8 protein-coding genes and 1 pseudogene are annotated in these 13191 nt (G+C 68.4%); 3 read left to right on the forward strand and 6 right to left on the reverse strand.

The annotated features are described in order from the left end of the window. Nucleotides 1-24: 24 nt before the first annotated feature. The 4 genes from N4261_RS06345 to N4261_RS06360 form a co-directional block, all read right to left on the reverse strand. Nucleotides 25-5238: an Ig-like domain-containing protein gene (locus N4261_RS06345; protein WP_261759362.1), complete on the reverse strand. Its 5214-nt coding sequence runs from the start codon at nucleotides 5236-5238 to the stop codon at nucleotides 25-27. Between the two features lie 68 nt (nucleotides 5239-5306). Further along, on the reverse strand, nucleotides 5307-6095 hold the full coding sequence (locus tag N4261_RS06350) for a flagellar basal body L-ring protein FlgH (protein WP_261759363.1): 789 nt from the start codon (nucleotides 6093-6095) through the stop codon (nucleotides 5307-5309). Nucleotides 6096-6141: 46 nt separating this feature from the next. Then, nucleotides 6142-6726: a cell division protein FtsI gene (locus N4261_RS06355; RefSeq protein ID WP_261759364.1), complete on the reverse strand. Its 585-nt coding sequence runs from the start codon at nucleotides 6724-6726 to the stop codon at nucleotides 6142-6144. Continuing rightward, entirely contained in the window at nucleotides 6723-7121 is a 399-nt protein-coding gene (locus tag N4261_RS06360) for a hypothetical protein (RefSeq protein ID WP_261759365.1), read from the reverse strand. Before N4261_RS06360 ends, N4261_RS06355 begins: the two co-directional genes overlap by 4 nt. A 334-nt stretch (nucleotides 7122-7455) precedes the next feature. Between N4261_RS06360 and nudB the strand changes: the two are divergent. The 3 genes and pseudogenes from nudB to clsB form a co-directional block, all read left to right on the forward strand. After that, a pseudogene (gene nudB / locus N4261_RS06365) lies at nucleotides 7456-7929 on the forward strand (dihydroneopterin triphosphate diphosphatase); the annotation flags it as partial. A gap of 128 nt (nucleotides 7930-8057) precedes the next feature. Next, nucleotides 8058-8888 carry an endonuclease/exonuclease/phosphatase family protein gene (locus N4261_RS06370; protein ID WP_261759366.1) on the forward strand — a complete coding sequence of 277 codons (831 nt, stop codon included), beginning with the start codon at nucleotides 8058-8060 and terminating at the stop codon, nucleotides 8886-8888. Further along, nucleotides 8885-10159, forward strand: coding sequence for a cardiolipin synthase ClsB (gene clsB / locus N4261_RS06375; RefSeq protein WP_261759367.1), 1275 nt, complete (start codon nucleotides 8885-8887; stop codon nucleotides 10157-10159). Before N4261_RS06370 ends, clsB begins: the two co-directional genes overlap by 4 nt. Nucleotides 10160-10174: 15 nt before the next feature. Here clsB and N4261_RS06380 read toward each other — a convergent pair whose 3' ends face one another. Next, on the reverse strand, nucleotides 10175-11596 hold the full coding sequence (locus N4261_RS06380; protein WP_261759368.1) for an alpha/beta hydrolase: 1422 nt from the start codon (nucleotides 11594-11596) through the stop codon (nucleotides 10175-10177). A gap of 16 nt (nucleotides 11597-11612) precedes the next feature. Continuing rightward, entirely contained in the window at nucleotides 11613-13163 is a 1551-nt protein-coding gene (gene hutH, locus N4261_RS06385; protein ID WP_261759369.1) for a histidine ammonia-lyase, read from the reverse strand. Nucleotides 13164-13191: the final 28 nt, after the last annotated feature.

The following is a 13191-nucleotide window of genomic DNA, read 5'->3' on the forward strand; positions in this document are numbered from 1 at the left end:
CCGGCGCGGCCCACAGGCAAACCCTCAGAGTACCGAGGTGCCCGCCGCTGTGATGACGGTGATGGCGTCGGCCTGCAGTACCTGGGCCAGGGTGATGGTGAGATCGGGGTGCGCGAAGTCGGCATTGCCGTTCACATCCACCTGCAAGACGACTTGACCGCGCTCGTCGACCGCCCGGCGCAGATAAAGCGCCTCGTCGCCGCTCAGGAAGCCCTGCAGCAGCTGGCGCAGGTCGAGCTGGTCGCCCTGGGCGGTGGTGTAGTCCCACACGAGGTCCGCGCCGCGGTGGCCCTCGGTCCACACAAAGGTGTCGGAACCTGCGCCCCCGATCAGCACGTCGTTGGCGCCGGTGGACCGAACGATGTTGTCGCCCGCATTGCCGATCACCACGGCCTGGGCGCCGGTGTCGTACGCGAAGCGTTGGCCGTCCATCACCACGACGTCACCAGCATCCATGCGGATGGTCAACGCATCCGCGCCGTTGAGGGCCACAGTCTGGGAAGACAGCGTCAGCAGGTTGGCCGCGCCGTTGTCCATCCACACCTGCTCGATGCCCCGGACACCGCCGGAGAAGGCGGAGAAGTCCAGGCCATGGTCACCGCAGAGGTACAGCGTGTCATGACCGGCCAGGCCGTCGATGGTCTCGATCGCGCGCTCTCCGGCGTAGGTGAGGACATCGTTGCGGGCGGTACCGAGCAGCGCGCGCATGCTGGGCGTGCTGTTGTCCGTGGCCAGGTAGACCAGGAACTCGTTGAACATGACCTGTTGATAGTACGGCGAGCCGTTGCCCCATCCGAGGAACCAGCTCCCGGCTGAGACGAAGGTGTCGTTCAGCGTGGCATCAGAGGCGACACGCACCCCGTTCTCGTAGATGACCTGCTTGCCATCGGTGAAGTTTTTCTCGTCGGTGCCCGCGGTGGGATTGCCGCTGTGGGCCTCGAAGACGATGTCGTTGGCCTGACCCACCACCTGCATGTCATCAGTCAGGTTGCGGACCAGCCGGCCCACCGAGTTGGGTGCGCCCACATCGAACACATAGCGCGAGCCCTCCGGGTAATGGGCACTGATCCGGTTGGACGTCGATGGATCACCGAGCTGGAAGAGCGTGCCCGACCGCGTCCCCTCGGCCTGGACCTTGGCGTAGACCGCCAGACTGCGCCAATCGGTGCCCGCGACGCCGGTGGCTTCGAGGTAATCGTTATTCGCACCATTGCGTCCGCTGTTGAAACTGATCGCCGGGGAGCCGTCGGAGCGGGTCACCAGTTGGCCGCCGTCGACGATCACGCCCTGTTTGGCAGGGTCGGTCTGGGCCATGTTGATACCGTGTCCGGACTGGTCATACCAGCAGGTTACAAAGCCTTTGTCGGTGGCGCCGGTTCCCACGAAGTCCATCAGCGCCTGCCGGTCCAGATTGCCGCTGGCGTCGAAGCCGATGTCCTGCTCGGCATTGTCCGAGGAGCGCCTCACCCGGATCGCGAAGTCGTTCTGGCGCTGATTGAGGTTGCGCAGGCCGTAGGCAGCCTGCAGTTGGCTGATGTCGATCTCGTTGAGGTTGCCGATGCCCAGGCCGTCCTGGATCACGCCGCCGATGGGCTCGTCCAGGCGAACGACCAGGGTGTCATTGACCTCGCGGTAGTAGTCGCCCTTGATGGTGAACTTGATCAGCTTGCTGTCCTCGCCCGCTGCGAAGTCGATCAGGCCGGCCATGGCGCCGATGAAATCATCATCGGCCGCCGCACCGTCGCTGAGGGCGCGCGCCGAGCTGGCGGCTTCGTCGACGGCGAATCGGACGCTGCCGGCTGCGCGGAGGTCGCCGGTGCGGGTGACCAGGAACACCATCTCCCGGCTGCCGTCCTCGCCCTCGATCACCTGTGAATCGGTGATGGCGTAGGTGGTGGTGTCCACCGTGGAGGTGGCGGTGCGCACCGTCTCGTTGCCAGCCAGATCCTGGGTGGTGACCCGGACATTGACGAGGTCGCCCGGCGCAAAGACATGGGTCTGCCCGTCGGCACTGACGGCGGAGCCGGTGTCGAGCCGCCAATGACCGGCCTCATCGGTCTGCACCTCATAACGGACCTCGTAGCCATTGGTCAGATCGTTGTCGATGTCGATCTCGATCGTGACCGGCATGTCGGGGTCAGCGATGCCGCCGAGCGTCGGCAGGGCGTGGACCGTGTGGCCAATGACAATGGTGCTGGCCGGAGGACGGGTGTCGATGGTGAGTTCGAGCAGGCCGGAGATCAGTCCGCCGGCGATCACGCCGACGCGGTAGTCCCCATCAGGGAGCGTTTGGCCCGTCAGTGTGAAACGCCATTGGCCATTGGCATCGGCCACGACGCTGCCCAGGGTTTCGCCGTTGTCCAGCAGGCCGTTGCCGTTGGCATCGACGAAGACGGTCACGGTCTGACCAGCGGGAGCGAACCCCAGGAGCACCAGCGGGGCGCCGTCGCTGCCATTGCAGGCGGTGAGGGCATCGTTGTGATGCAGGCCGGTGTCCGCCTCGGCGGCGAGGTAGAGCACCGGCGTGGCGATGTCTCGCACGTCCAGGCGGGTCACGGCTCCGGTGGCGGCGGTGTTGCCGGCGCGGTCGGTGGCGGTCACCTCGACCGTGCGCAGGCCCAGTGGCGCGTCGGCCTCGCAGGTGTAGTGGAGGGCGCGCAGCAGCTCGGACGCCTCGCCTTGCGTCAGCGCGGTGTCGGAGGTGATGGTGAGGGTGGGCGAGGGGCCGTCACTGAGCGTGAGCGTCAGCACGCGGTCCGGCAGCAGCGTCGCCGTGGTCAGGGTGCCGCTGTCGCCCAGCCGCAGCATCATGCTGCGGTCGTCGCCGCGGTCAGGGTCAAAAAGGCCGATCCATTCGCCGGTGTCGGGCGTGGTGGTGTCGAACGCGCCGGCCACCGACGCGCTGAATCGCAGCGTCAACTGGGTCACGCCATTGCGCTCGGTGATGGCGCCGGTGGCTGGATTGGCAAGCCCGAAGGCCCAGGGCAGGCCGGGCGTGACCACCACGTCGTAGTCCACGCCAGGCGTCCGGCCATTCAGGTCGGGTTGGGGCGCCACCGTGTCATAGGTGATGCTGCCTGCGGCCGTGGCCGCGCGACCCAGGTGATCGACCAGGGTGACGGTAAAGGTGCGCGTGCCCTGCAGCGGCGAGGCCAGCGGATTGACCTCGCGCAGGCTGGCGAGCATGGCCTGGGTATCGGTCAGGGACGCGTTGCTGCCGTCGGCCTTCGACAAGGTGAAGGTGTCGGAGAAGCGCGTCATGACCCAGGTCGCGCCGCCGATGGTGAAGGTCGAGCTGCTCCCGTCCAACGCGGTATCGATGCCACCGTCCCGGCTGAACAACCGGTCGTCCCGACTGGCGCCGCCGCCGGTCAGGGTGATGCGGACGAATTGCAGCGTCGCGTCCGGATTCTGGTGCCCCACGGTCAGATCGCTCGCAAACAGGGCGACGCCGCTGGCGAGGTCTGCGGAGACCGCGTCGGCGTTGATGCCGGGCGCCCCACCGTTGAGGTCGAGGAGCGGCTGGCGCGGATCGATCGTCACCGTGACCGTGGCGGTGGTGCTCAGGTTGCCGGCCATGTCCTCATAACTGAGCTGGAAGGTCCGGTCGCCGATGCCGGGGGCCACATCCTGGTTGCGCAGGCGCAGCGAGTTGGTGAGTGCGGCGGCTTCGGAGCCGGAGATCTCGGTGTCGTCGGTGCGCCAGATCGTCAGCCGTTGCTGTTGGGCGTCGTACCGATAACTCAGACCGAGCACGCCGCCGATGGTCACCCCATCCGCTGCGGTATCGGTCAGGAGCGACAGTTCGGTGTCCAGCAGCAGGCGGTCATTCGCCAGATCCAGTGCGTCACCCCCGATGTCCACGGTCAGGCGGTGCATGTCGGCCCCGGTCAGCGGAGCGGTGGTGTTGGTCAAGGCGATGCCGGCGCTCAACTGCCCCAGGTCACCCAGCCACCAGGCGCGGTCCTGCGTGCCGGCCAGCTCGCTGAGATCCAGGTCCTCCGCATGGTCATGCAGGTGCAGCCTCACCCAACGCACATCGCTGATGTTGCCCGCCACATCGATCTGCCGCACCTGCACATCCACCGCCCCATGGGTGGGGAGCCACGCAGCGTCCAGGATCTCGCCGGTGCCGGCCAGGAAGGTCTCGCCGTCGAGGCTGTATTCCCAGCGGGCGTCGGTCTCCAGGCCGTCGATGATCAAGGTGCCGTCGCGGGTGATGAAATCATGGGTGCTCGCGCCGGTGTCGTTGCGCAATTGGAGGCCGGGCGCCTCGGCGAACGTGTCCAGTTCGAACGCCAGCCAGCCAGCGGCGGAGTGCCGGCCGTCCGCATCGGTTTGCCGAACCATCACCTCCCAGTGCCCGTCGGTGGCAAAGACGGCCGCGGGAATCTCGGCACCTTCGCCGACGGCCCAGGTGATGCCGCCGTCCAGGCTGTAGTCCCAACGGGCCCCGGGCGCCAGGCCCAGGACCTCGATGGTGGCATGGCTGCTGATGCGGTCGTCGTCACGGCCCGTGTCCTGCTGAAGCCGAAGGGTGGGCGCCTGCAGCGGCGGAAGCGGATCGACCGGTTCGGCCGGCTGCTCGCCCTCCGGCAGCTCGGGCCTTCCGGGAGGTTGGGCGGAACCCGGATCCTCCGGATGAGGCGGACGGGAGGGCGGCTCGGCGGCATCCGGCTGACCTGGCGATTCGGATGGCCCGGGACGCTGCGGCGGCAGGGGCGCCGGCAACGCGTGGGGAGGCCGATCCCCCACCATCGACAACATGCCGGCAGCCAGGCCGCCGAGCGTGGGGATGACGAAGAGCGGCATCAGGTGGTCGTCGTCCTCATCGGCCTGCGATCCTGCGTCCGCAGGCAGGGCGTCGCCGCCTTGCGCCATGTCGTCCGCCAGGCTGGGCGATGCGGCCGATGGGTCGCCAGGCCGTGTTGTGCCCGCGGGATCGTCGGCGGACTCGTGGACCGACGTCTCGGGGGCCTCGTGCGTCGGCATCAAGTCGTCGTCCCTATCGGCGGGAAATTTGATGCGCTTGGGCACAGCCTTCACGCCGGGCGCCACGGCCGCCAGGCTCTGAACAGTCCGAATGGGGGCGCCAAGGAGGTTGCGGGGCGTCTCGCTGGGCTGCGTCGCGGCGTCAATGGAGATGACTGATTTAGACATGGCGATTGTGTGATCGTGTGTAGATCTCACCAGTGTCGGTAGGCTGAAATCCCAATCACATAGCACCAACTGGCCCAAAAGTTGGTGTGAATAGCAAAAACGTGCTGGTTAGACCAGGTGAGTTTGCAAGTGACGCCGCAGAGCCCTCACCAGATCGCCAGGCTGGAGGTCAGCACCCGTTGCAGCCAACTGCGCCGGGCGGCGTCGGACACCTCGCCGCGCCCGACCAGCTCCATGCGGGCGTTCACCACGTCGGCAGACTGCACCTGGTTGCCGATGCGGATGTCCTGCGGATTGACGATGCCGGAGAAGCGCAGCGTGTTCATCCCGCCGTTCATCGCCACGCTGCGCTCGCCGGCAACGACCAGATGGCCGTTGGGCAGCACATTGATCACCGAGACCGCCATCTGGCCGGTGATGCTGCTGCTGGCTTCGGTGTCGCCGCTGCCCTTGTAGGCATCACTGCCGCCGGCGGAGGCATCGGCCTTGAGCAGCTTGTCGATCAGGCCGATGGGGCTGGAGCCTCCGGGTCCCTTCACCGTCAGCTTGTTGTCGCGGCTGGTGTCGGTCTTGCTCTTCTGGTTGGCATTGAGCGATTCGCTGATCGCCACCTTGAGCGAGTCGCCGACCTGCCGGGCGCGACGCTCGGTGGTGAACAGCGAGGCGGCCGACATCTGCGGCTGGTAGATCGCGCCGTTGTTGACCCGCTCCACATAGGCCGCTTCCGGCGGCGGCATCACGTGGATCGGGTCCTGCACCAGGATCGGCTCGCGCGAGGCGCAACCGGTGGCCAGCAACACAAGCAGCGCAGCGGCGCTTCGTGTGAGGGCGTCGCGGTGCGGGACGTTCGGGGCCGCGTGTTGGATGGCATTGCGGGACGCGTCACTGGCTGCGTGGCCTGCGGCCGGGCCGGCTGTATGGTTCAGGTCGGACATGTTTCCCTCCAGTCTTGTGGTTGTCGTGGTGCCGCAAACCCGCGGCTCAGCCTTCGAAGCCGGTCAGCAGGGCGCGCACCACCGGGGCCAGCTTGTTGCGGGTGCTGGCCCAACGGCCCATGCCCATGACGGCGTCCTGGCTCTCGTAGCTGCTGGCGGCCAGCAGATGACCGCCCGCGTCATGTAGGCTGAGCGTGGCTTGCGCCAGGTAGGGCCGCACCTGATCGGACAAGGGCGGCTTGTCCCATTGCTGCAGCCCTTGATAGCGCAGCCAGGCGGGGCAGACCTCGTCGTTGGGGCGGGCACCGGCTTCATAGACCCGCGCCGGCACGTCGTGCTCGCGCAGCTCGGCGATCAGGGCGGGCACGAACTCCGGCAGCGCCAGCGAGCGGTTGTATTCGATGCAGACCCGCGTGGGCAGTGCCGCCCCCTGGAACACCGTCTGGCTGGCATGGGTCGGCCCCTGCCCGATGGCCACTGTGGCGGCCCCAGCGCTGGCCTTGATCAGTTCGACCGTGGGCACGGGGCTCAGCAGGGCACAGCCCGACAGCGCTGCGGCGGCCAGACCAGCGACCCGCGTCGCGGCCCGCCGCACCGCGGGCCCGACCGTCAAGCGCGGCGCGGTGCTCATACGATCTCGTCGATCAGCGCCTTGCCGGCGACCACGCCCGCAGAGACATAACCCGCGACGCTGCTGCCGATGTCGCCGAGCTCATCCACCACCTCGCCGACGCCGTGGGCCAGGGCGCTCGCGCCATCGACCACGGCGTCCTTGACCTCTTTCACGCCGGTGCTCACCGCGCTGCCGACGGCCTTGGCGCCATCTTCCAACGCCTGCAGCCCGTCTTCGCTCCAGTGCACCACGGTGCTCACCGCGTTTTCGCCGCCCTGGTAGGCCGCCTGGGTCAGACCGATCGCGGTGGCCGCCACCGTGCCGTATTCCTTCGCATTGATTTCATAGCTGCCGCTGGGTCGGCTCGTCAGTTGCCGGGAAGCCACCAAGGGCATGTTGGAGACCGAGGTCATGACCACTCCAGTTGTTTGGGTTGCGATGTCGCCATTCTTTCGAGGCGGCCGTGGGCGGATCGATCGAACATCCGCCGACTCCACGGCCAGCATTGACGTTCCAGATGTCGCGCCACACATCTGCAGACGCGGAGGTTGGTGCGGTGTGAAGAAGCATTGCTGGCGCAGGCTGACGATGTGTCGAACACCGTCAGTCGCCCCCCTGTGCCGGCGCGGGCCATGGCCGGGAGACAAACCTGACGCAATGTGGCCATGGCGCCGCCCCGGCCGAATTCCCCCAGCCCGGCGTGGCGGCATCCCGGCGCACGCCACAGAGGTGTCGAAGCGCTGCGATATGCTTGCCCGCATGAGCGAAGCCGTTGTTGTCCCGAGCAGCTACAAGATCCCGGAATCGGTGCTGGTGGTCATCCACACGCCGACGCTGGAGGTGCTGATGATCGAACGCGCCGATCGGCCGGGCTTCTGGCAATGCGTGACCGGCTCCAAGGACACGCTGGACGAATCCTTGCCGAGCACGGCGGAGCGGGAGGTCTTGGAGGAGACCGGCATCCGGGTGTGTGACCTGGCCCCCGGGGCGCTGGCGGATTGGGCCCTGCAGAATGTGTACGAGATCTATCCGGTCTGGCGTCATCGCTATGCGCCGGGCGTCACCCACAACACCGAGCATGTGTTCGGGCTGACGGTCCCGTCGGGCACCCCGGTGACCTTGGCACCGCGTGAGCATCTGCAATACCGCTGGCTGCCCTGGCGTGAGGCGGCGGATCTGTGCTTCTCGCCGTCCAATGCGGAAGCGATCCTTCATCTGCCTGCGCAGAGGGCGGCCCATCAGCCCGCCTTGGCGCCGCCGCCGAACGAGGCGGTGCCGCCACCGGCCGTCGCCCCGCAAGCCGCCCCGCAAGCCACCCTGGCGCCCCAGGCCGCGCCGGGACGCGCCCCATGACCCGCCCGAGCCCGCGACACGCGGCCGTCTCCAACTCCGCCACCACCGACACCACCCCGGCGCAAAGCGCCGATCGCCTGCGGGTGGCGACCTACAACATCCACAAGGGTGTGCGCGGCATGGGGCTGGCCAAGCGGCTGGAGATCCACAACCTGAGCCAGGGCGTGCGGGCCCTGGATGCCGATCTGGTGTTCCTGCAGGAGGTGCGGCTGTTCCACCACCGGGAGGCGCGCCATTTCGAACGCAGCTATTTCGGATGGCCGGAACAGGGGCAGGCCGAATTCCTCGCGCCGGATGGCTATGAGGTGGCCTACCGCACCAATGCCATCACCCGTCATGGCGAGCACGGCAATGCGCTGCTGTCGCGCTACCCGATCGGCGACATCGGCCATCACGATGTGTCGGACCACCGCTTCGAGCAGCGTGGTCTGCTGCATGTGCCGGTGCACTGGCAGGGCGTGCAGGTGCATGCGGTCGTCGCGCACCTGGGGCTGATGCATGGCAGCCGGGTGCGCCAGGTGCAGCGGCTGCAGCAGTTCATCAACGACCATGTGCCCGGCGACGCCCCCCTGGTCGTGGCGGGCGATTTCAATGACTGGGGCGAGCGTCTGGACGAGCCAATCCGCGTGTGCGGCCTCAGCCGTGCGGTGCCGCACGGCAAGTCGCGCGGGTTGCCGACTTTCCCGTCGCGGGTGCCGGTGTTTTCGCTGGACCGCATCTACATGCGGGGCCTGCGCTGTGTCGACATGAAGGTGCCGCGCGGGCCGGCCTGGGCGCGCATGTCCGACCACCTGCCCCTGCTCGCCGAACTGGTGCTGGACGCGTGAACCGACCGGCGGAGCCGCTCTTCCCCTGGACGCTGGGGTCGCAGCCCAGCTTCACCGGCGGTAACGCGGTCGAACTGCTGTGCGGCGGCGATGCCTTGTTTCCGGCGCAGATCGCCGCGATCGATGCCGCCCGACATGAGGTCTGGCTGGCCACCTACATCTTTCATCATGACGACGCGGGTGCCGCCACCGCCGCCGCCCTGTGTCGCGCCGCCGCGCGCGGCGTGCGGGTGAGGGTGGTGGTGGACGGCTTCGGCTCCAAGGCCAGCCTGGGCTGGCTGCGTGAGCAGCTGCAACAGGCGCCGGTGGCCTTGGCAGTGTTCCGACCGATCGACCGCTGGTGGAACTGGCTGCATCCCGGCCAACTGCGCCGCCTGCATCAGAAGCTGTGCGTGGTCGATGGGATGGTGGGCTTCGTGGGCGGCATCAATATCATCGGCGACCGGATGGACCTGCACCACGGTCGCACCGACACCCCGCGCCTGGACTACGCGGTGCGGGTCAGCGGACCGGTGGTCCGGCCGGTGGAGCAGGCGGTGCGGGCGGTCTGGACGCGCGCCTGGCTGGGCCATGACTTCGGCGATGAAGTCCGCGCCATGATCCGCAGCGCCTCGCCGGGGCGGCGGGCGCGGCGACTGATGCGCCGCATCCGCATGCCGCGCGGCGACCATCGCCGCCGGGACCCGACCGTGCTGCCGCCGATGCGCGCGGCCTTCGTGCTGCGGGACAACTTCCGGCAGCGCCGCACGATCGAGCATGCGTATGTCGAAGCGATCCAGGCCGCGACCACCCGGGTGGACCTGATCACGCCGTACTTCTATCCCGGCCAGCGCTTCAGGCGTGCGCTCAAGGGCGCGGCCAAGCGGGGGGTGCAGGTTCGGTTGCTGCTGCAGGGCAAGGTGGACTACCGCATCGCCGCACTGGCTGCCCGTGCGCTCTATGAGGAGCTGCTGGGCCACGGCGTGCAGATCTACGAATACACGCCGGCCTTCCTGCATGCCAAGGTCTGTGTGGTGGACAACGACTGGGCCACGGTCGGCAGCTCCAACATCGATCCCTTGTCGCTGCTGCTGAACCTGGAGGCCAATGTCGTTGTCCGCGACGCCGCCTTTGCAGGCGATGTGGTGCGGGAGTTCGACGGCGCCATCGCCCGGTCGCGTCGCGTGGAGCAACCCGATGGCCGCGGCCTGCGCGGCATGCTGCGCCGCGGGCTGGTGGCCTGGGTGGCTTATGTCTACCTGCGGGTCGCCGGCGCGACCGGACGCTATTGAGCGGCGTCCGACCGGTTACGGCCGGGGCGGCGGACGATTGATATCGACCGCGCGACTGGGCGGGAACGGATCCTGACCCACCGAGGGCGCGGTCGGCCCGGCGGCCGGCCAGGCCTGCCGGTCCAGGAAGCGCAGCATCCCCTCCACCCGTGCGGCCCAACTGGCTTCGTCATGCGTGGCGCCCGGCGCTTCCTGATAGTTGAGCGTGCTGCGGTCCCAGCCCCGATTGAACAACTGCTGGCGCAGTTTGCGCAATTGACGGATGGCGCGCTCGCCTTCGCCGTCGCCCATGTCGATCCACAGCCGCGGACGGGCCAGGCTCATCGGCAGCGGGGTGCGGGCCACGTCGCGGATCGGGAATTCATCGTCCCACCACAGCGCGGGCGAGACCACCAGCGCGGCGCCGAACACCTCGTTGTGATGCATCGCCAGCCACAGGCTCAGGTTGCCGCCGAGCGAGGAACCGCCCACGGCGGTGTGCGTCGCATCCTTGAGCGTCCGGTAGCGGGCGTCGATGGCCGGCTTGATCTCTTCGATCAGATGACGGGCGTAAGCGGCGGCGTTGCCGCCCTGAGCCGCGCCGTCCACCACGATGCGGGTGGCGGTGTAGTCATCCGCCCGTTGCGGTGAATTGGACACGGCCACGATGATCAGCGGCTGGATCGCGCCGCTCACCACCAGGCGTTGCGCGGTCTCGTCCACCGACCATTCCGCACCGGCCGCGGCAGCGTCGAACACATTCTGTCCGTCCTGCAGATACAGCACCGGATAGCGCCGCTGCGGCTCGTTCTCATAGCCGGGCGGCAGCCAGACCTGCAGGGTGCGTGGCGAGACGAATCGTGTCGGGATTGGTGGCAGGGCCTCGATGCGGCCGGCCCGGCTCAGCGAGATCGGCGCGGCCGGCGCCCCGAACACCCGCGCCACCCGCACCCGATCAGCCACCAGTTCCAGCATGCGGTTCTGGCCAGGCTCCCAGCCCGCATCGGACGCCTGTCCGTGGCGTTCGATGCGGAACTTGTAGGGCAGGGCGCCGCCGATGGGCGCGCGTTCGACGGTGAGCTCAGCGATCCAGAGGCTGTCGCGGTCGTCCTCGCTATCCCGGACGTCGGTCGTCTCCCTCGCCCGCTTGGCGAGGACCGGCGTGTCCCAGCTCAGCGGGGCACCGCCGCCGCGCACGCCCACCCGGTCCTTCGTTGGATCGAAGCGACCGGCGCGGATCTCGTCGCGCATGTCGATCTCGAACAGCACCCGGGTGGCGGCAAAGCCCTGGACGCCGATCGACATCAGCAACGCGGCCGCAAAGAAGCGGACAAGTGCAGCGATGGACAGCGGGACCGGCCACCCGCTCCGGCGTTTGGGAGGCGCCGCGTGCCGTGTGCTGGGGATGCCGCGGGCAGTGACGGCAAGGAAGGCGCTCAGGGAAAGGACGCGGCGCATGAAGGGTCGGGGAAGTTCAGTCCAGCAGCACCATATCAGTTCGATGATTCAGCAATGTTGCCAGCGTGCCGTCGTTGACCAGGGCAAAGGCCTGTTCGATGTCGGGCGCGAGGTAGTGGTCGTCCTGCATGGCCGGGCAACGGGCGCGCAGCAGCGCATGGACCTCTTCCAGCGCGTCGGAGCTGCGCAGCGGCCTGAGGAACTCGATGCCCTGGCCGGCCGCCAGCAGTTCGATCGCCACGATGTGGGCCGTGTTGTCCAGCATCGGCCCCAGCCGGCGCGCACCGAAGGTGGCCATCGACACATGGTCTTCCTGATTGGCGCTGGTGGGCAGGCTGTCCACGCTGGCGGGATGGGCCAGCGACTTGTTCTCGCTGGCCAGCGCCGCGGCGGTCACGTGCGCAATCATGAAGCCGGAGTTGAGGCCGGCATTCGCGGTGAGGAAGGGCGGCAGGCGCGACACGCCGGTGTCGATCAGCATGGCGATGCGCCGCTCGGCAATCGCCCCGACCTCCGCCACCGCGCAGGCCAGGGCGTCTGCCGCCAGGGCCACCGGCTCGGCATGGAAGTTGCCGCCGCTGATCATGGCGGACGTGCCATCGTCTGACGCGAACACCAGCGGGTTGTCGGTCACCGCATTGGCTTCGCGCAGCAGCACGTCGCGCACATAGCGGGACTGATCCAGGCAGGCGCCCATCACCTGAGGCTGGCAGCGCAGGCAATAGGGATCCTGCACGCGGTCGTCGCCGTCCCGATGGGACTGCCGGATCGGGCTGCCCGCCAGCAGCGCGCGGTAGGCGGCAGCCGCCTCGATCTGGCCGGGCTGGCCGCGCACCTCATGGATGCGGGGATCGAAGGGACCATCGCTGCCGCGCGCGGCATCCAGGCTCAGCGCGCCGCTGACGATGGCGGCGGCATAGACGGTGTCGAAGCGCAGCAGCGCATCCAGGGCCAGTGCGGTCGAGGTCTGGGTGCCGTTGATCAGCGCCAAGCCTTCCTTGGCCTCCAGCACCAGCGGCCTCAGGCCGGCCTTCTCCAGCTCCGGCAGAGCCGGGCGGCGTTGGCCGTCCACCAGCATTTCGCCTTCGCCCATCAGGGCCAGCGTCATGTGCGACAGCGGGGCCAGATCGCCCGACGCACCGACCGAGCCCTGCGCCGGCACATAGGGCACCAGGCCGGCGTTGAAGGCATCCAGCAGGCTTTGCACCACCGATTCCCGCACCCCGGAGTAGCCGCGCGCCAGCGAGGCCGCCTTGGTGGCCAGCATCAGCCGCACCACGGCGGGCGACAGCGGCGCCCCCACGCCCACGCAGTGCGACCGGATCAGGTTGCGCTGCAGGGCCGCGAGCTCGTCCTTGCCGATGCGTTTGGAGGCCAGCTTGCCGAAGCCGGTGTTGACGCCGTAGACCGGCGCATCGCCCGCGGCGGCAGCCTGCACCACCGCCGCACTGCGTCGGATCGCCGCGGCGGCGTCCGCATGCAGCGTCAAGCGCAGATCGCCGCGGCGGATCTGGCGCAACTGGTCCAGCGTCAGCCGGCCGGGGATGAGTTCGAGGGCAGTCGTCATGGGGATGTCGTCGGTGGCGTCGATGTCA

Source organism: Roseateles amylovorans, from assembly GCF_025398155.2.
Lineage (GTDB): Bacteria > Pseudomonadota > Gammaproteobacteria > Burkholderiales > Burkholderiaceae_C > Roseateles > Roseateles amylovorans.

Coding starts and splice junctions, on each gene's coding strand:
- N4261_RS06350 (WP_261759363.1), bottom strand. CDS start 6,095: ATGTCCGACCTGAACCATACAGCCGGCCCGGCCGCAGGCCACGCAGCC.
- N4261_RS06355 (WP_261759364.1), bottom strand. CDS start 6,726: ATGAGCACCGCGCCGCGCTTGACGGTCGGGCCCGCGGTGCGGCGGGCC.
- N4261_RS06360 (WP_261759365.1), bottom strand. CDS start 7,121: ATGACCTCGGTCTCCAACATGCCCTTGGTGGCTTCCCGGCAACTGACG.
- N4261_RS06370 (WP_261759366.1), top strand. CDS start 8,058: ATGACCCGCCCGAGCCCGCGACACGCGGCCGTCTCCAACTCCGCCACC.
- N4261_RS06380 (WP_261759368.1), bottom strand. CDS start 11,596: ATGCGCCGCGTCCTTTCCCTGAGCGCCTTCCTTGCCGTCACTGCCCGC.
- hutH (WP_261759369.1), bottom strand. CDS start 13,163: ATGACGACTGCCCTCGAACTCATCCCCGGCCGGCTGACGCTGGACCAG.